The sequence below is a fragment of the Streptomyces sp. NRRL S-37 genome (assembly GCF_000721605.1).
GTDB lineage: Bacteria > Actinomycetota > Actinomycetes > Streptomycetales > Streptomycetaceae > Streptomyces.
Genome location: NZ_JOIZ01000007.1, coordinates 301,599 through 318,234, shown reverse-complemented (window position 1 = coordinate 318,234; position 16,636 = coordinate 301,599). Strand labels below are relative to the sequence as shown.

General features: G+C 71.4%; 16 protein-coding genes. 8 read left to right on the top strand and 8 right to left on the bottom strand.

The genetic code is table 11. The features are described from left to right. Nucleotides 1–11: 11 nt before the first annotated feature. On the bottom strand, nt 12–599 hold the full coding sequence (locus tag IH50_RS0114380) for a sigma-70 family RNA polymerase sigma factor (RefSeq protein WP_030829597.1): 588 nt from the start codon (nt 597–599) through the stop codon (nt 12–14). Nucleotides 600–1,558: 959 nt separating this feature from the next. Further along, nucleotides 1,559–2,170: a response regulator transcription factor gene (locus tag IH50_RS0114375; RefSeq protein ID WP_003948568.1), complete on the bottom strand. Its 612-nt coding sequence runs from the start codon at nt 2,168–2,170 to the stop codon at nt 1,559–1,561. Between the two features lie 380 nt (nt 2,171–2,550). Between IH50_RS0114375 and IH50_RS0114370 the strand changes: the two genes are divergently transcribed. Continuing rightward, a complete protein-coding gene (locus IH50_RS0114370) occupies nt 2,551–2,880 on the top strand; it encodes a WhiB family transcriptional regulator (RefSeq protein ID WP_030861143.1) in 330 nt (109 codons plus the stop codon). Nucleotides 2,881–3,046: 166 nt separating this feature from the next. On the opposite strand, the gene IH50_RS0114365 is transcribed toward IH50_RS0114370, so the two are convergent. Then, nucleotides 3,047–3,943 carry a LysR family transcriptional regulator gene (locus tag IH50_RS0114365; protein ID WP_030861142.1) on the bottom strand — a complete coding sequence of 299 codons (897 nt, stop codon included), beginning with the start codon at nt 3,941–3,943 and terminating at the stop codon, nt 3,047–3,049. Nucleotides 3,944–4,023: 80 nt separating this feature from the next. On the opposite strand from IH50_RS0114365, the gene IH50_RS0114360 reads away from it, so the two are divergent. The 3 genes from IH50_RS0114360 (at nt 4,024) to IH50_RS0114350 (ending at nt 6,374) form a co-directional block, all read left to right on the top strand. Next, on the top strand, nt 4,024–4,704 hold the full coding sequence (locus tag IH50_RS0114360) for an MOSC domain-containing protein (protein ID WP_030861140.1): 681 nt from the start codon (nt 4,024–4,026) through the stop codon (nt 4,702–4,704). Between the two features lie 81 nt (nt 4,705–4,785). Then, nucleotides 4,786–5,565: an SDR family NAD(P)-dependent oxidoreductase gene (locus IH50_RS0114355; RefSeq protein ID WP_030861138.1), complete on the top strand. Its 780-nt coding sequence runs from the start codon at nt 4,786–4,788 to the stop codon at nt 5,563–5,565. Between the two features lie 101 nt (nt 5,566–5,666). Beyond that, a complete protein-coding gene (locus IH50_RS0114350; protein ID WP_030861136.1) occupies nt 5,667–6,374 on the top strand; it encodes an ester cyclase in 708 nt (235 codons plus the stop codon). 202 nt (nt 6,375–6,576) lie between these two features. On the opposite strand, the gene IH50_RS0114345 is transcribed toward IH50_RS0114350, so the two are convergent. The 4 genes from IH50_RS0114345 to IH50_RS41630 form a co-directional block, all read right to left on the bottom strand. Further along, nucleotides 6,577–7,662, bottom strand: a complete 1,086-nt coding sequence (locus tag IH50_RS0114345; protein ID WP_030861134.1) for a hypothetical protein — start codon at nt 7,660–7,662, stop codon at nt 6,577–6,579. A gap of 445 nt (nt 7,663–8,107) precedes the next feature. Further along, entirely contained in the window at nt 8,108–8,809 is a 702-nt protein-coding gene (locus tag IH50_RS0114340; RefSeq protein ID WP_030861132.1) for a hypothetical protein, read from the bottom strand. Nucleotides 8,810–8,879: 70 nt separating this feature from the next. After that, nucleotides 8,880–9,674, bottom strand: coding sequence for a hypothetical protein (locus IH50_RS0114335; protein WP_030861131.1), 795 nt, complete (start codon nt 9,672–9,674; stop codon nt 8,880–8,882). Nucleotides 9,675–9,686: 12 nt separating this feature from the next. After that, nucleotides 9,687–9,854, bottom strand: coding sequence for a hypothetical protein (locus tag IH50_RS41630; protein WP_158801224.1), 168 nt, complete (start codon nt 9,852–9,854; stop codon nt 9,687–9,689). 763 nt (nt 9,855–10,617) lie between these two features. On the opposite strand from IH50_RS41630, the gene IH50_RS38740 reads away from it, so the two are divergent. The 3 genes from IH50_RS38740 to IH50_RS0114315 all read left to right on the top strand — a co-directional run bounded on the left by IH50_RS38740 (nt 10,618) and on the right by IH50_RS0114315 (nt 14,348). After that, nucleotides 10,618–11,100, top strand: a complete 483-nt coding sequence (locus IH50_RS38740; protein WP_051767298.1) for a DUF3293 domain-containing protein — start codon at nt 10,618–10,620, stop codon at nt 11,098–11,100. Between the two features lie 20 nt (nt 11,101–11,120). Then, a complete protein-coding gene (locus IH50_RS0114320; RefSeq protein ID WP_030861127.1) occupies nt 11,121–11,330 on the top strand; it encodes a hypothetical protein in 210 nt (69 codons plus the stop codon). A 315-nt stretch (nt 11,331–11,645) separates the two neighbouring features. Beyond that, on the top strand, nt 11,646–14,348 hold the full coding sequence (locus IH50_RS0114315) for a tetratricopeptide repeat protein (RefSeq protein ID WP_030861125.1): 2,703 nt from the start codon (nt 11,646–11,648) through the stop codon (nt 14,346–14,348). Nucleotides 14,349–14,615: 267 nt separating this feature from the next. Here IH50_RS0114315 and IH50_RS0114305 read toward each other — a convergent pair whose 3' ends face one another. Continuing rightward, complete coding sequence (locus IH50_RS0114305) at nt 14,616–14,909, bottom strand: hypothetical protein (protein ID WP_030861123.1); 294 nt, start codon at nt 14,907–14,909, stop codon at nt 14,616–14,618. 289 nt (nt 14,910–15,198) lie between these two features. On the opposite strand from IH50_RS0114305, the gene IH50_RS0114300 reads away from it, so the two are divergent. Then, complete coding sequence (locus IH50_RS0114300; RefSeq protein ID WP_158801222.1) at nt 15,199–16,281, top strand: hypothetical protein; 1,083 nt, start codon at nt 15,199–15,201, stop codon at nt 16,279–16,281. Nucleotides 16,282–16,636 lie beyond the last annotated feature (355 nt).

The window sequence follows — 16,636 nt, the reverse complement described above, 5'->3', positions numbered from 1 at the left end:
GGTGGCGGGGGTTACTGCTCCGCCAGGGCGCGCAGCCGGCTCAGCGCGCGGTGCTGGGCCACCCGGACGGCGCCGGGTGACATTCCCAACATCTGTCCAGTCTCCTCCGCCGTGAGGCCCACGGCGATCCGCAGCAGAAGCAGCTCGCGCTGGTTCTCGGGCAGGTTGGCCAGCAGTTTCTTGGCCCATTCCGCGTCGCTGCTGAGCAGGGCACGCTCCTCGGGGCCGAGGGAGTCGTCGGGGCGTTCGGGCATCTCGTCGGAGGGCACGGCCGTCGAGCCGGGGTGCCGCATCGCCGCGCGCTGGAGGTCGGCGACCTTGTGGGAGGCGATGGCGAAGATGAACGCCTCGAAGGGCCGGCCGGTGTCCTTGTAGCGGGGCAGCGCGAGGAGCACCGCTACGCAGACCTCCTGGGCGAGGTCCTCGACGAAGTGCCGGGCGTCGCCGGGCAGCCGCGACAGCCGGGTGCGGCAGTAGCGCAGTGCCAGCGGGTGGACATGGGCGAGCAGATCGTGCGTGGCCTGCTCGTCTCCGTCGACCGCGCGGTGGACGAGCGCGCCGATCGCCCCTTGGGCAGTGCCCGCCTCGTCGTCGCGCATCGGTCCATGGTGCCCTGCGGACGTCTGGTCCGCGGCACCGTGTCCCTGGTTGTGCACCGAAGCGTTATGAGCAGGTGCGCCGGAACTCATCCCCTGCGCCCTCCCCTTCCGCTCGACCGACTCGTCCCCGAGGAACTCCACACCTCAAGGATGCGGCATCCGCGGCGAAACGAGCAGTGGGCACCCGGCGGCTGCCGCCGAGGCGCTGGTGACCGGGGTTTCCGCGCCCGGGCATGGTGGACAATGAGGCTTCCGCGCCCCGTACGACGGGCGTGCCCCCGGCCCTGAGCGCGGCCGACTGCGGGGCTCCCGCGCCCCGGCCCGCGCGCCCCGGCCCGGCAGACGGCAGGGCTTCCACACCCCGCACGACGGGCATATCCGCACCCCGAGCGCGGCCGACGACGAGAGCCTGCGCACCCTGGATCCGGCGGACGGCAGGGGCTCCACGCCCCGCACGGACGAGAGCTTGCGCACCCCGGCCAGGCGGACGGCAGGGCTTCCACACCCCGCACGACGGGCGACAGGCGTGCCCGCACCCGCGCGCAGCCGACGACAAGGGCTCGCACCTCCCCAGGCCCGACGGGTCCGGCCGGCTCCGCCGGCTCGGCGTGCTCCAGGCGGGCGCGATCTGCCCCGGGATCCGCCCGCTCCCCGGTGTGCCGTGCGGCTCGGTCCGTGGGGCCGCGTCGCACCGCGCGAGGCCACGTCGCACCGCGCGAGGCCACGGGCTTCGCCCCACCGGCGGCACACCACCGCGGCCATGGGCTTTCCGTGCGCCGACAGCGCACCGCGCGAGGCCACGGGCCCCGCGCCGGCCACGCCCCGGCTGCCCCGCCGGTCCACGTCGCCGGGCACGTGGCCCGGATTCCCCGCCGGGGCGCACACGCCCCGGCTCCCGCCGCCGTCCCGCGGCGCGGGGCCCTGCTCGCCACCCGGCGTGCTCCCGACGCGAGCCGGCCCTAGCGCACCAGGCCCCACCGGAAGCCGAGCGCCACCGCGTGGGCCCGGTCCGACGCGCCGAGCTTTTTGAAGAGCCGCCGCGCGTGCGTCTTGACGGTGTCCTCGGAGAGGAACAGTTCACGGCCGATCTCCGCGTTGGAGCGGCCATGGCTCATGCCTTCGAGGACTTGGATCTCCCGCGCGGTGAGCGTGGGCGCCGCACCCATCTCGGCGGAGCGCAGCCGGCGCGGGGCGAGCCGCCAGGTCGGGTCGGCGAGCGCCTGCGTGACCGTGGCGCGCAGCTCCGCGCGGGAGGCGTCCTTGTGCAGATAGCCACGCGCGCCGGCCGCCACCGCGAGCGCCACACCGTCGAGGTCCTCGGCGACCGTGAGCATGATGATGCGCGCTCCGGGGTCGGCGGACAGCAGCCGCCGCACCGTCTCGACGCCGCCCAGACCGGGCATGCGTACGTCCATCAGAATCAGGTCCGAGCGGTCGGCACCCCAGCGGCGGAGGACTTCCTCGCCGTTGGCAGCCGTCGTCACGCGCTCGACGCCGGGCACGGTCGCGACCGCGCGGCGGAGCGCCTCTCGGGCAAGCGGGGAGTCGTCGCAGACGAGGACGGAAGTCATGGCCGCCCTCCGCAGCTGATGCGCGTCACCTTGAGCCTCCAGGCTGGTACGGAATCGTCACCTGTGCGGTCGACCGTCTCGGACACCCGCCCGAGCGCTTGTCCCTTCAACCGCCTCGCACTCTCAACGACGGTCACTCGAAAGAGTTACGGGGCCGTCTGCCACCTTCGGCACTCTACGTGAGGAGACGGACACGATGGAGATACGCGCGACGGTCCTCCGAACTTTCATCACAAGCCGTGCCCCATTCAGCCCCTTTTCTTCCCCTTCGTTGGTGTCTGGAGCTAGATTCGCAATGAGTCATATTTTCATCTCCTTGGATCGTAGTTGTACGGTCGTGGACACCGGATCCGCCCAGAACGGCTACAAGGGGTCACGCAATGGCAGATTTCTCCCGCCTTCCCGGACCGAACGCGGACCTGTGGGACTGGCAGCTCCTGGCCGCCTGCCGCGGGGTGGACAGCTCGCTCTTCTTCCACCCGGAGGGCGAGCGGGGTGCGGCTCGAAGCGCTCGCGAGAACTCGGCCAAAGAGGTCTGCATGAGGTGCCCGGTGCGCGCCGAGTGCGCCGCGCACGCGCTGGCGGTACGCGAACCGTACGGCGTGTGGGGCGGACTGACCGAGGACGAGCGCGAAGAGCTGATGGGGCGGGCGCGCAACCGGCTGGTGTCGGCATCGACCACCGGCGGGCACGCCGCTTCGAACAACTGAAGGAACGTTTTCTCAAAAGCACGGGGCACGCACGCGTGCCCTTGTTTCGTCACTGGGGGTGATCAACCGCCCCTCACGCGCGGTGACCGCGCACCCCGGGCTCCCGTATCTCGGACTCCCGTATCTCGGGCCCCCGCACCCCGGACTCCCGCACCCCGGCCCCCTCTTACCGGGCGGCCGCCCCGGCCAGCTTCTCCAGCGTCGCGGTGACCGCCGGCACCTGGGCGAGATCCGGAAGGGTGAGCGCGACGATCTCCCGGCGCACGGCAGGCTCCAGCACCACGGTGCGCACCCCCCTGGGCCGTACCGACTCGATGGCGAGCTGGGGCAGCACCGCCACCCCGAGTCCGGCGCCGACCAGTCCGGCGACGGCCGGGTAGTCGTCGGTCGCGAAGTCGATGCGCGGGGTGAAGCCGGCCGTCTCGCACACCTCGACCAACTGGCCCCGGCAGCGCGGGCAGCCGGCGATCCAGGGCTCGTCGGCGAGGTCGCCGATGGCGACGGACCCCGCGCGGGCGAGCCGGTGCCGTTCGGGCACGAGCCCCACCAGCCGGTCCGACAGCAGCGGCCGTACGACGAGGTCGTCCCACTCCTCGGCGCCCGCCGCCCCCTCGTACCGGAAGGCGAGGGCCACGTCGCAGTCGCCCTCGCGCAGCATCTCCACGGAGCGGGGCGGTTCGGCCTCCTCCAGGGAGACCCGGGTGCCGGGGTGGGCGGCGCGCAGGGCGGCGAGGGCCGTGGGGACGAGCGTGGAGCTGCCGCTGGGGAAGGAGACGAGCCGGACGCGGCCCGCGCGGAGTCCGGCGATGGCGGCGACCTCCTCCTCGGCGGCGGTCAGTCCGGCGATGATCCCGGCCGCGTGCCGCACCAGCGCCTCTCCGGCCTGCGTCAGGCGCATCTCACGGCCGCTGCGTATGAGCAGGGGCGTGCCGACGGACGCCTCCAGGGCCTTCATCTGCTGACTGACGGCGGGCTGGGTGCAGCCCAGTTCGCGAGCCGCCGCGGAGAAGGAACCTGAGGTGGCCACGGCGCGCAGCACACGGAGATGACGGGCTTCGATCACCCCTCAAGGATAAGACGAACTTTGACACCGCGCCGGATAATGCGTCGACGCTTTGATGTTCATCGCTTACCGTGCGACACATGAAGCTTCTGTCTGTGAACCTGGGGCGACCCAAGGCCGTGCCCTACACGGACCACCGCGAGGGTGTGACCGGTATCGACAAGCAGCCCGTGGACGGGCCGGTGCGGGTGGCCGCACCGGGGCCGAAGGGGATCGGCGCGAGCGGCCTGGCCGGGGACGCCGTGTGCGAGACCCGGCATCACGGCGGGGACGACCAGGCGGTGTACGCCGTGGCCCGCGAGGACCTCGACGAGTGGGAGCGCGTGCTGGGGCGCCCGCTGACCAACGGCATGTTCGGCGAGAACCTCACCACCGAGGGGATCGACGTGTCCGGCGCCCTGATCGGCGAGCGCTGGGCCGTCGGCCCCGAGGTGGTGCTGGAGGTCACCTCCGGGCGCATCCCCTGCCGCACCTTCCAGGGCCATCTGGGTGAGAAGGGCTGGGTGAAGCGGTTCACGCAGCGGGGTGCGCCGGGGGCGTACTTCCGGGTGATCCGGCCCGGTGGGATACGCGCGGGTGATGCCGTACGGATCGTGCACCGGCCGGAGCACGAGGTGACGGTCGCGCTGCAGTTCCGCGCGATGACGACCGAGCGGACGCTGCTGCCCCGGCTGCTGGCGGCGGGCGAAGCGCTGCATCCGGAGGCGCTGGCGGCGGCGCGGACGTACGCGGAGAAGTACGGGACGGAGCGGACGGCCTGACGGCGCGTCCAGGCGTGCCCGGGCGTGTCCATGGGATGACACGAAGCGGACGCCTTCCCTCCGGGTAACTACTCTTGCGCCATGACAACGGCTCTGATTACGGGATCGACGGCTGGGATCGGTGCCGCGTTCGCGCGGCGGCTGGCGGCCGACGGACATGACCTGGTGCTGGTCGCCCGCGACACCGTCCGGCTGCGCGAACAGGCGACCGAGCTGCACGACCGCCACGGCATCGAGGCGGAGGTGCTGACCGCCAACCTGGCCGAGGACAAGGGCATCGAGGCGGTGGCCGACCGTCTCGGCGACCGCAAGAACCCCGTCGACCTGCTGGTCAACAACGCCGGCTTCGGCCACCGGGGCCGTTACCTCGAAGTCCCCATGGCCGACGAGCTGAGGATGCTCAAGGTGCACTGCGAGGCGGTGCTCCGGCTGACGTCGGCGGCGGTGGAGGCGATGCGCGAGCGCGGGCGCGGAGGCGTCGTGAACGTCGCCTCGACCGCCGCGTTCGTACCGCGCGGGACCTACGGGGCGTCCAAGGCGTGGGTCGTGCAGTTCACCCAGGGCGCGGCACAGGATCTCGCGGGCCAGGGCGTACGGCTGATGGCGCTGTGCCCCGGTTTCGTGCGCACCGAGTTCCACGCGCGGGCCGGGATGGGCACGGACAACATCCCGAACTGGATGTGGCTGGACGCGGACAAGGTCGCCGCGGCGGCGCTCGCGGACCTGGCCCGGGGCAAGTCGCTGTCGATCCCGGATCCGCGCTACAAGGCGCTGATGGGCGCGGCGAAGCTGGTCCCGCGCGGGTTGCTGGGCGGGATCTCGTCGCGGACGGGACGGAAGTACGGGCCCCGGCGGGGGTAGTCCGGCGGCCGCTCCGCCGCAGCGGGACGGAGCCCGCTCCCCGGGAGAGAATGGGTGCTGACGGAACCGACCCGGACGCGGGGGGACCGGAGGCGAGAGCCATGACCTTCCTACAGCTCATCGACTGCAGGACCAGCCGGTTCGAGGAGATGGACCGGCTCCTGGACCAGTGGGCCGAGCAGACCAGGGGGAAGCGGACGGCGACGCACGCGGTGGTCGGCAAGGACCGCGCGGACACGTCGCACGTCGTCGAGATCGTGGAGTTCCCGTCGTACGAGGAGGCGATGCGGAACTCGAAGCTGCCGGAGACCGACCGGATCTTCCGGGAGATGGTGGCCCTGTGTGACGGTATGCCGACCTTCACGGACCTGGACGTGGTGCGCGACGCGCGGCTGAACGCGGACTCCACGCGGCGCTTCTTCGAGGTCCTGGCCACCGGGGAGGACCTCTCCGCGATGACGGGCCTGGTCGAGGAGCACTACCACGACCACGATCCGGCCAACGAGCAGGACGTCATCGGCCTCGACCACCTCCGGCGCGAGATGGACGTGTGGCGCGGCGGCTTCGACTTCGCGTTCCGGATCGAGGACCAGCTCGCCGAGGGGGACCGGGTGTGCACCCGGTGGAGCTGGGAGGGCACCCACAAGGGCGACTTCCTCGGCATCCCGGCGACGGGGAGGAAGGCCACCATGACGGGCACGACCGTCTTCCGCTTCGGCGACAACGGGAAGATCGTCGAGGGCTGGTGGCAGTACGACCGGCTGGGGCTGATGGCGCGGCTGGGGGCGCTGGAGCCGACGGATCTCTGAACCGGCGCCGACGGACGACCGCCTCGGCCCCGCGCCTCCTGCCGCCCCCTCGTGATGCCGGGGCGGACGGGGCCGGACCGAAGCGGTACGCCCAAGTGCGGCTGTGGGGCGATGTGTTGATAACGCCCGGGAACCTGGTGCCGGACAAGCCCGGGGCTCGACGCCCCGCGCCCCGCCTCCCGCCAGCACATCCGTCCACCGGTCACCTCGTCCCGGGTGCCGCCGCCCGCGCCCAGCGGTGGAGCGTTCCGCTCTTGTCGTCGTACGTGAGCCAGGTCCCGTCGCCGAGCGGGCGTACGTAGCCGTCGACCGGGCCCGTCGGGTAGACGACCACCCCGCGTATGCGCAGGGTACGGGCGTCGAGCAGCCAGTGGCGGGCCTGCTCGGGGTCCTCGTCGGCGTCGACGGTCGAGGCGATGACCGTGTCGGCGTCGACGAAGCCGCAGACGTGGTCCCAGTAGGTCTCGTCCTCGTCCTCGTCGTCGGCCGGCTCGGGCTCCTGCTCGGCGATCACCGTGCCGTCCAGGGCGTGCAGGCGCAGGTCCGCCCCGTAGTGCTCGACCGTCAGGAAGCCGGGGTGTCCCGGGTGGACGTCCGCCAGGATGCGGTCCAGGCCCTCGTTCACGTCCCAGCCGGTCGGCTTCCCGCCGTCCCAGCGTGCCCAGTGCAGCAGGATGCCGTCCTGGCCCATGCCGATGCACAGCCCCATGTGCACGCCGTCGGGGTGGGAGAGGTGGTGCGAACCGGCCGCCGCGCTGTCGGCCAGCGGCAGCCACCCCAACTCCCGTCCGTCACGGGCGTCCAGGACCACCCAGCGCTCCTGCCAGTCACCCGGCTCCGGCTCCGCCACCACATGCGCCCATACGAGCCTGCCGTCGTCCGAGACCCGGCAGGAGCCGTGCTCCGAACCACGGCACACCTCCTGCTCGTCGCCCGTGTGCGGGTGATCGAGCTCGGGACCCCAGCAGTGGTGCCGGTACTCCCACAGCGTCTTCCCGTCCGTCCCCATGGCCCGTACGGCGCGCTGCCCCGAGAAGACCGCGAAGGTGCCGTCCGGGCTCACCGAGTGGACGCCGTGGTCCCACCGGGGCCAGGGCAGGGGGAGGACGGCCGCCGGCGCGCGCTCCCCCGCGAACAGTTCCCGGAGGTCGTAGACCTTCAGCTCGTGCCCGTTCCGGAGCAAGGCGCGGCAGGAACCGTCCCCACGGCTCTCCAGCGCGAAGCCGTTGACCAGTGCGCGCCCACCCGGCAGCCTCACCGAGTCGCGCAGTTGTGCGGTGATCGACATGGCCCGAAGGTAACGAGCCCCACTGACAGCGCGGACCGCCCTTCGCGCCACCGGCGACGCTGTCCCGGCCCGCCCACGCCGCCCGCTCCCTGGGCGGACCGGCAGGTGCGGCCGGTGCCGGCCTTCCGTTGGAAGGCCGGCGCCAGGCACGGCGGGCCGATGCGCAGGTGCTCGGGCACGGATGTTCCCAGCCCGTTCGAAGGTCAGGTGGGGCGCGGGCGGAAAGCCCGTCCCCGCCGCTCGGGCGACAGGGAACACTGCTCGGATCGTTCCACCACGGCAAGCACTTCACGGGTGTCCGGGGTTGTCCCGGACACCCGTGAAGGGTCACGACCGAGCCCTGCCGCGCCCGGAGGCCCGGCAACCCGTGTGGACGGTGGCCACGGCACCGCGGACGCGTAGGGCGGGGACGGCCGTTCCGTGACGGTGGCTCGCCGCACCTCGTCTATCTGACGAATCTGCCGTCGCCGATCACGACGTGCGGCCTGCTGTTCACCGCGTCCGACGCCCATTCCAGGATGGAGACGCTGATCGTGACGGCGCCCGCCCCGGCCACGTCCTCGGACACGTCGTACACGTCTCCGGTCCGGAGCGTGAGGCTGGTGAGGGTCGTTCCGTCACGGCTCTCGATGCCGACGTGCGCCACGTAGTCCGGCAGCGTCTCCCCGTCGAGACCGACAGTCGCCCTGAAACCCGTGAGGCCGGCGGGGACGTTGAAGGAGAGCGGCTTGACCGTCTTGCTGAAGTACCCCGGCGCGAAGACGATGCTCCTGCTGAGAGGAGCGTCACCGAGTTGGGAGGCCTCCTCCCTCACGTTGTTCCCGTATCCCCCGATGGGGCCGATCTCGGTGAGGTGCCGCACTCGGACGTCGGAACGGGATTCGGCCGCCACCCCGTCGGAGTCGTCGTTTCCGGGGCCGGCCGCCGAAGCCTCGCCGTCGCCGTCCGGGGCGTCACCGCCGAACCGCCCCTCGGACGACGGGGAGCCGACCGAGGGGGTGCCGTCCGAGGGCCCTGGTGTCCCGGGCTCCTCCGTGTCCTCGTCGCACACCGCGCCGTCCACACAGACCTTGCCGTCCCGCCCGGCATGCGCGTCGATGTTGTTGGTGTCACCGCAGCCGGCGGCCACGCACACCAGAAGGCACATGAGAGCGGAACCACGGGCCGCTCTTCTCCAGGTTCGCATTTTCTCCGCCTCGGTCACTCGACTCCGCCCGTCACCTGCGCACGACCGGGGACCCGACCGCCCCGTGAGTGCCACCGAGCGCCCCCTCGAAGGAAATGCGCAGCAGTCCGACCTTCGAGACGTCCAGTCCCCTGACCGGATAGCTCCTGCCGTATTCGAGTGTTTCCGAGTAGAGCACCTTTCCCGTCCCCTGGTCGATCACGTTCACCGCCAATGTCTCCGTCCTGTCGTTTCCAGGGGATTCGGCGGAGATACCGAACGTCGCGTCGAACCTGGAATACTTGCCGGCCAGTTTCGCCTGGAACCAGCCGCTGATGTTCTCGCCGCATCCGATCGCGCACTCGATGATGAATCCCGTGGAGAAGGATTCATCCCCCACGATCACGTCCGCGGCGTTCCAGTCGGTGCAGGTCCCCATCCAGCATCCGTCGGTGGTGTCCCTCAGCCCGTCCGGGAGGTTCCCGCCCGACAGGTTCACCCGGACCGGGACGGTTTCCCCCGCCACGGAACCGCCGCCTCCCCCCTGTTCGGTCGCCTCGCCCGACTCCACGGTGTCCTCCCCGCCGGGCTCCCCGCCCTCCGCGCCCCCTCCCTCCTCCTCCGGCTCCGAGGAGGAGGGATCCGGCCTGCCCCCGCCCGGAACGCCGAGGTCATGCGGGTCCGGCTCCTCCGAGGGCTCGCCGTCGAGGCACGTGGAGTCCTCCACACAAACCTTGGCGTCACCCTCAGCCTGCTGGTTGACGGTGGTGTCCCCGCACGAGACGAGGGCGAGGAGGGAAAGCGCCAGGAAGGCCGGTCCACGGACCGCTCTGCGCCATGCCCGCACGGTGTTCCGTCCTCAGCACTTCGAGTCGACGCAGACGACGCCGTCCCGCCCGGTCTTCTGGTCCACGCTGGTGGTGTCCGACTTCATCAGGCCGGTGATGACCGCGGCGACGATCACCGCCACCGCTCCGACGACCCCGACGATGATCTTGACCTTGTGGTCGGTGGTCCATCCCGCCATATCCCCAACCTTCCTCACTGAAAGTGAGGTTGATGGTGACACACGGGTGACGGTGAAAACGGTGAAATGCGACGGGCGTGCGGCGCTGTGGCCCGCCCGTTACAGAAGCGTTCCTCGCGCGGCTTTCCCGGTGCGCGCCCGCACAAAAATCCGACGACCGGATTCGCACTTTCATTCGCATCTGAATTTTTCATTCGATGCCTCTCGGCCACCGGTGTCGTCGCTGCCCCGGCCGTCGCCGCACCCCTCCTGGACAAGGACGCGGGAGCGCGTCCCGAAGTCGTGTTCCGTCGGCCATGACCGCGCGACGTCGACGACCGCCGTGGCCGGTCGTTTCCGAGGCGTGCGACGACCTCGGTGATCGGCGCAGCGAGGCGTTGACGCTCGGACGGCTGGGAGACGTGTCCTCGGCACGCGGCGAGCCGGACGCCGCGCGTGATTTCTGGGCACGGGCCGCGCGGCTCTCCACGAGGAGCTCGGCGACGAGCCGGCCGACGTTCCGCGGAGGCGGGCGGAGGACGTCACGCTCTCGGGGGACGGGCAGGAGGACGGCGGTGGCCGAGCCGGATGAGCGGGAAGGGCCCGCCGGCCGGCATCACACCGCCCTGCTGGGACATCTACGTGCACGACCTGGGCGTTCCCCCTCTTGCCAGGGGACCGGGATCATGAAATCTTGCGGCCGATGCCTCCACGATCCCGTGGGGGCCGGCACCGATCTCCCTGCCCGAGGTGTAAGGGGGTCTTCGTTCCACAGGAGGCCCTTGTGCACACCGTCGACGTATCCGGCACGCCCCGTCACTGGGATCTCTACCGGACGGCGGTCGTCGACATCCGGTTCGGGGAGCGGACCGTGCGGATCGCACCGCGTCCCCGGGGCACGGCCGAGGGCTTCTTCCCGCTGTCCGACGGCGGCGGTGCCACCGTCCATGTGATCACCGCATGGAACCCTCGTGGCCGTACCGCGCCGGACGACGCCAACGCCCGTGACCAGTACCTGCTGCTCGACGAGGTCCGCCGCCGTGGCCTCACCCGGTGGCCCGCGGTGGGTGGCGACGTGTGCGGCACGCACCGGGAGGAGAGCGTCGCCGTCGTCGGACTGAGCGATGCGGCGGCGCGTGACCTGGGGCGCCGCTTCGGCCAGGACGCGGTGTTCGCCTGGTCCCCCGACGCCTGGCGGGTCCTGGCGTGCGGAAGCGGTGCCGTGACGGTGAGCGGATGGGCGGCGTCCGTGCGGGCGTCGGCGTAGTCGTAGGCAGGAGCAGAACGATGGGCATGTATCCCATGCGGACCCCGGACCACTGTCCGAGCTGCGGCCGGCGTCTCGCCGACCCGCCGGCCGAGCGGGTCGCGGTCGACGGCTTCCCTGCCGAGGTGACGTACGCGACGGACCCGGTGTGCGGCGCGCGCTGGCACGTGTGGGACAGGACGTCCCCGCTGCGCCGCCTGGCCCGCCCTCATGTGGAGGGCACGGGGTGACGTCACCCTGCCGCCGGGGATGACCCCGGCCGCGGTGCTTCTTCCCGGCTGCCCTCCCCGAGTTCCCCGCCTGTCCTCCCCCGAGCGGCTTCCCACGTGCTGCCGCGGTCTTCAGCGGGCACGACGTGAGCCCGCTGAGCTGCGGGACCCGTGAAAACCTGCCCCAGCGGAACCGAAACCGACGCACGAGGACGCTGCTGATCCGCCACCGGGCGGGATCGGGCCCGACGGCCCACGCCTTTGCCCATCACTGTGCGCGGGCTCGTGATCGTGGCATCATCGGCTCGCGCCACGTTGGCTTTTCGGGGGAATTCCATGGCGGATCAGATCAGTTCACGTCGCTCGTCGTACTGGGCCACCGGCGCCCTCTGCGGCACCGTGGCCGCGCTGAGCGCGACCGGTGACATCATCTTCGACCTCTTCGACGGGCCGACCGCCCTCGCCGTGGGAGGCGGGACGGCGGTGCTGATCGGCGGTCTCGCCTGGTACCACTCGGCGCGCACCCTGCCCGGGGCGGTCGCACAGCCGGCCGCACGCGGTGTGGTGCGGCACGACCTGCCGTCCACCGCGCCCTGGGTGGGCCGCCGGACGCTGCTCGACGGCCTGCTCACCACGCTCCGGGACGTCCCGGTGCCGACGGGCGGGACCCTGTCCGTCGACCTCTCGCGCAGCCGGTCGAGGATCGTCGCCGTCCACGGGGCGCCCGGCACGGGAAAGACGACGCTCGCCCTCAACGCGGCGCACCGGGTGAAGGACGACTATCCCGACGGCCAGTTGCACCTCGCGCTGCGGGGTGACGGCGACGAGCCCATGACGAGCGCGGACGCGCTGGAGGAGCTCCTGCGGAGGCTCGGTGTCGCGCGCGAGGACATCCCCGCCCGCGTCGCGGACCGGGCCGCGCGCCTGCGGACGCTGACCAACGACCTCCGACTGCTGATCGTGCTCGACAACGCGCACAACGCCGAACAGGTGCGCCACCTGCTGCCGGTGGGGGCGGGGTGCGCGGTGCTGATCACGAGCCGCAGGGTGCTGTCCCTCGGGGACGTGGCCCGTCCCCCCGTGCACGTGTCCCTCCCGAACGAGGACGACGCGCTGAGTGTCCTCGCGCACTGGGCCGGCGAGGAGCGCATCACCGCCGATCTCGCCACCGCCCTCCGGATCACGCGGTTCTGCGGCAGGCTCCCCCTGGCCCTGCACATCGTCGGCTCGAAACTCAGGAACCGGCCGGACCTGAGTCTGGCCCGGATGCAGGAGCGCCTGGAGAACGAGCGGCAGCGGCTGCGGGAACTCTCCCGCGGCGACAGCGGCCTGGAGGCCTGTCTGGGTTTCAGCCACCGGGAGCTGGCGGAGCCCACACGGGCGGCCTTCGATCTGGTCGCCTCGTTACCGCCGGGGCGGCTCACCGACTGGCACTTCGCGTCCGTCCTGGGGACCCGGGAAGCGGCGGTCGCGACCTGCGACGAGCTGGTCGAGGTCAGTCTGATGGAGGCCCGGGGCGACGGGGAGTCGGACCCCGGCTACTCCGTCCACGACCTGATCCGGGTCTACGCGGCCGAGCAGCACGACCGGCTGCCGCCGGACGACCGGCGGCCCCTGGAGGCCCGCCTGGTGCGGGCGTTCCGGGACGCCGCCGTCCACCTCGCCGCACAGCGCGCCCCGGAGCTCGCGACGGAGGTGTCCGCGGAGCGGGTCGACGGCCTGGACCGGTCGTCGGCCGCCGCCTGGGTCTCGGACGAACAGGAGCGTCTGAAGTGGGCCATCAGCCGGGGCCGGAGTCTCGGCATGGACACGGAGGCGGCCGAGATCGGCGAGGCGCTGTCGTACTTCCTCAACGACATCACCCTGCCGGCCGGTGCCGCGGACTGGCTGTTCAGCGCGCCGTCCGGGACCAGGCCGCGGGTGCGGCGCAGTCTGCGGCGGGCCCGCGCGACGATGGCGCTGGCCGAGGGCTCGCCGGACACGGCACTGGCGCTGCTGGTGGCCGGCGGCACGGGGGCCGGGGAGACACCGGACGCGGTGGACCGGGCCAGGGACGAGATGGTCGTCGCCGCCGCACACGCGGCGAAGCACGACTTCCGGGACGCCCTGCGGCACATGACCGCGGCGGTGGACCGGTTACGGACGGCCGGTGACTCCTGGCATGTCCTGAACTCCCTGGAGAAGCTGGGCGAGTTCCAGAGGTGGCGGGGAAAGCCGGAACTCGCGGAGCGGAGCCAGCGGGAGGCGCTGCGGCTGGCCGAGCGGGCCGGTGATCTCCGGGCGCGCGCCCGGCTGCGGCGGACCCTCGCGGAGACCCTCGGCTACCTGCGCCGGCCGGAGGAGGCGGCGCCGCTGCTGGAGTCGGCGGTCCATGACTTCCGGGTGCTGAACGACCGCAGGTGGGAGGGGGCCGGTCTCTACGCCCTCGGCAAGATCTACCGTCTCCTCGGCCGCCGTGCCGAAGCGCTCGACTGCTACCGGCGGGCGGAGGAGATCTTCGGGCCGATGGGCGAACGGCACTGGGTGGGGCGGGTCACCAACGCCAGGATCCGCGTCCTGGCGGGCATGGGTGACCTGGACGCGGCCGGTGAGACGGCCGGGACGGCGATCGGGATCTTCCGGCAGGTCGGCGACGAGATGTGGGTCGCCCACACCCAACGGGACGTCGGATGGCTGCACCTGAAGGGGGGCAGGCCCGCGGAGGCCCTCGGACCGCTCACCCATGCCGTCGAGGTGACCGAACGCGCCGGTGACGCCTACGCCAACGCCATGGCCCGTCATCTGCGCGGGATCGCCCACCGCGACCTCGGCCACCACGCGGAGGCGCACGCCGACTTCGACGCCGCCCTCGGGGTCTACCGGTCGGGGGACTACACGTGGAACGAGGCGGCCGTGGTCCACGACGTCGTCCGTGCCCTGCGGGCGGAGGGCCGGCCCGACGAGGCCGACGCACTGGAGACCGGCACCGCCGCGGCCAACCCGTTCTTCACGGGGATGCGCGGGCGGAACGGAGCCGAGGCCGTACCGGACGAGGACTGACGGTCTTCCGCCGTCCCGGGGAGCGGCTCGGGTCCGGGTGCCCCCGCCGTCCCGCGGCGGACGGTCACCCGGTCGTTCCTCAACGGCCTTCGCACGGGTCGCCGCCCGCGGGCACCGGCACGGTGTCGGCCGCCAGGCAGGAGGAGTACACCCGCGGCGGTGCGGGCCGCGGCTCCGGTGCCGATTTCGACGTGGCACCCACGGCGATGATCGCCCCGGCACCGACGCAGGTCAGTGCTGCCATCACGGCGCGCCGTTTACCGCGGCTCACCGATCGTCCCGGAGGCGGTCGCGGAGCTCTTCGCCGCAGTCGTCATCGGTGCCGTTCTGTACTCGGGAGAAGACCAGCACTCTGTCTCTCTCGCCTTTCTGCCGGGCCTCGGCCACCTGCCTCTCGATGTCCGCGACGTACTCGGCGCACTCGGCGCTGACGGGCCTCTCGGGCCGCGGGCCCGGTGCCGTGGAGGCGTTCAGTCCGGCGGTGGCGACGAGGCCGGCCGCGCACAGCACCACCCACGCGGCGACCCATGTGCGGCGGCTCGTCCGTATCGGCTCGGGCATCCCGGCATCCTACGGGCGTCGCGGCGGGCTGTCGCGGAATCGCGGCTTCCTCATCGACGGGACCAGTGGCGGAGTCGGCCGACATCACCGGCGGGGGCGACGGTGTCCGACCGATCGCCCCCTCAGCACATCGGTCCACCGGTCACCCGTGCTCGCACCGTAGGACGCCCCTACGGCCGAACCCGGGCGGACCGCATTCACATAAACTCCCCGCCGCTCCCCTGGTACGTGTCACCGTGACGGGCGAATTCCAGTGGCCCTCCTCACTTCTCGGTGCTCCAATGAGGCCATGAATCCATTAAACAAGCTTTTTCGCTCCCTTTCTCCCCGAACCGACGCCCAGAAAAAGGAACTGCATACAGAACCGGACACCGACGAGGACGTGGCCGGGAGGAAAAGAATGTCCTCCTGGTCCCAGCGCACCACTGCGCACGTGGCCCACCTCCAGGCACTGCTCAACAAGAGGTGTCAAAGCAAACCCGAACTGACGGCCGCCGAGGAAAAGATCGCGGAAAAGATAAAAACCCACCTGGTCGCGGCGCGAAATTCCGCCGGCACCTGGGTGAATCCGGTTTCGGCACTGACCGGCTCACGCATCGATCGAGCATATTCCAACATACACAAGGCCGAAGTCAAGCTTCTCAAGTTGGTGCCCGACAGCGATGCCGAACTCAAGTGGGCCGGTACGGTCGTCCTGGCTCAGGCCCAGCAGCACCTCGGGGATAAAGATCCGAGACTGGAGGCCCTGAAGGGCCGCTTGACGAGCAACGGCCAAGAAATGGGGCCGGACCTGAAAGAGCTGGCCGTGGCCACGCTCCTGGCCGCGCACGAGGCAGAGGAGACAGAGAGGGCGAGAGTCCGCAGTTTCCGCAACATCCTCCTTTCCGCAGTCATCGTCACCAGCATCATTGCCACACTGTTCACCATCTGGAGTTTCAAGGGCGGCGAGGAAATGGCTTCCCTTCTGTGTTTCAGACCCCAGGACGGGCAAGTCTGCCCGACGGGCAAGGAAAGCAGCGAGGCAGACGTCCTGCTCATCGAGGCGATAGGGGCCGGCGCGGCCGCCCTGGCCGGCACCCTGGCCATTCGAAAAATCCAGGGCACTACCACCCCCTATTCGATCCCCGTGATGCTCATACTCCTGCGACTTCCCGCAGGAGCCCTGTCGGCCCTTTTCGGGATCATACTGATCCACGGCCGGTTCGTGCCCGGCCTGACGGCTCTGGACTCCGGTCCTCAGATCGCCGCGTGGGCGATCGTTTTCGGGATCGGACAAGAACTTATCACACGGCTGATCGACAAACAGGGAATGAGCGTATTGGACAACGTGCGAGGCCCGGAACGGGAATTCGATGACAGTAAGAAGAAGTAGGGGTGCCGGCCTCGGCGGCGAGCGGGTCGTCATCGGCAAGAGCGGTGACGGGCCGGCGTGTGCCGCGGTACCGGCGGCGCGGTCACCGTCTCCGCCCTCGGACGCGGCATCCGCCGCGACGACGACCTCGCCCACGCCTACCGCGACCGGCTCCGAGCCGCTTGACGGGCAAGAGGAGCATCAGGGCGGATCGCCCTTCGCTCCACCGGCGACGCCGTTCCGGCCATCGCCGTGCTCCCTCCCGGACGATGGCGCGGGTACGCGTCCCGAAGACGTGTTCCGTCAGCCCTGACCGCGCAACGCCGCCGGCCGCCTCGTCCGGTCGTTTCCGGGGCGGGCGTCGGTGTCGGAGGGG

Bases quoted from the DNA above. Each gene is read 5' to 3' on its own strand.
- IH50_RS0114350 (WP_030861136.1), top strand. From the start codon at position 5,667: ATGACCTTCCTACAGCTCATCGACTGCAGGACCAGCCGGTTCGAGGAG.
- IH50_RS0114380 (WP_030829597.1), bottom strand. From the start codon at position 599: ATGCGCGACGACGAGGCGGGCACTGCCCAAGGGGCGATCGGCGCGCTC.
- IH50_RS0114320 (WP_030861127.1), top strand. From the start codon at position 11,121: ATGGGCATGTATCCCATGCGGACCCCGGACCACTGTCCGAGCTGCGGC.
- IH50_RS0114300 (WP_158801222.1), top strand. From the start codon at position 15,199: ATGAATCCATTAAACAAGCTTTTTCGCTCCCTTTCTCCCCGAACCGAC.
- IH50_RS0114340 (WP_030861132.1), bottom strand. From the start codon at position 8,809: ATGTGCCTTCTGGTGTGCGTGGCCGCCGGCTGCGGTGACACCAACAAC.
- IH50_RS0114315 (WP_030861125.1), top strand. From the start codon at position 11,646: ATGGCGGATCAGATCAGTTCACGTCGCTCGTCGTACTGGGCCACCGGC.
- IH50_RS0114375 (WP_003948568.1), bottom strand. From the start codon at position 2,170: ATGACTTCCGTCCTCGTCTGCGACGACTCCCCGCTTGCCCGAGAGGCG.
- IH50_RS0114355 (WP_030861138.1), top strand. From the start codon at position 4,786: ATGACAACGGCTCTGATTACGGGATCGACGGCTGGGATCGGTGCCGCG.
- IH50_RS41630 (WP_158801224.1), bottom strand. From the start codon at position 9,854: ATGGCGGGATGGACCACCGACCACAAGGTCAAGATCATCGTCGGGGTC.
- IH50_RS0114360 (WP_030861140.1), top strand. From the start codon at position 4,024: ATGAAGCTTCTGTCTGTGAACCTGGGGCGACCCAAGGCCGTGCCCTAC.
- IH50_RS0114345 (WP_030861134.1), bottom strand. From the start codon at position 7,662: ATGTCGATCACCGCACAACTGCGCGACTCGGTGAGGCTGCCGGGTGGG.
- IH50_RS0114305 (WP_030861123.1), bottom strand. From the start codon at position 14,909: ATGCCCGAGCCGATACGGACGAGCCGCCGCACATGGGTCGCCGCGTGG.
- IH50_RS0114370 (WP_030861143.1), top strand. From the start codon at position 2,551: ATGGCAGATTTCTCCCGCCTTCCCGGACCGAACGCGGACCTGTGGGAC.